Consider the following 509-nt stretch of genomic DNA (forward strand, 5'->3'; position numbering starts at 1 on the left):
AAGGGCTACCCCGAAGAGACCCATTTCTCGTTTTCCTACACCCCCGTGCGCGACCCATGGGGGACCGTGCTCGGCATGTTCTGCGCCTGTTCGGAGATCACCGCGGAAGTGCTGATGCGCCGCGAGCAGCAGACCATACGCGAACGGTTCATGCAGGTCTTCGAACTGAGTCAGGGCGGCATTGCCATGCTGTCGGGCAGGAACCACGTCTTCGACTATGCCAATGAGCAATACTACGCGATGATCGGCAACCGCGACATTATCGGCAAGCCGGTGGCGGACGCCGTCTCGGAGGTCGTGCGCCAAGGCTATATCGACATCCTTGACGGCGTCTATCGGACCGGCGAGCCCTATGTGGCCAAGAACGTGGAAATCGAGCTCAATCGCGGACCCGACGGCGAAAAGCAGAACCGCGTTATCGATCTTGCCTATCAGCCGATGCGCGACCCCGACGGTCGGATCGGCGGCATCCTGGTGCAGGCCCTGACGTCACCGAGATGCGCGCGGAT

Annotated in this window: 1 protein-coding gene; it reads left to right on the forward strand. The window is 61.5% G+C overall.

Annotated features, from left to right (window positions below):
• Positions 1-509, forward strand: a 509-nt coding sequence (locus tag PDO_RS17470) for a PAS domain-containing protein (RefSeq protein ID WP_007605070.1), incomplete at both ends; no start/stop codon positions are given.

The sequence above is a fragment of the Rhizobium sp. PDO1-076 genome, from assembly GCF_000247475.1.
In the GTDB taxonomy this organism is placed as follows: domain Bacteria; phylum Pseudomonadota; class Alphaproteobacteria; order Rhizobiales; family Rhizobiaceae; genus Allorhizobium.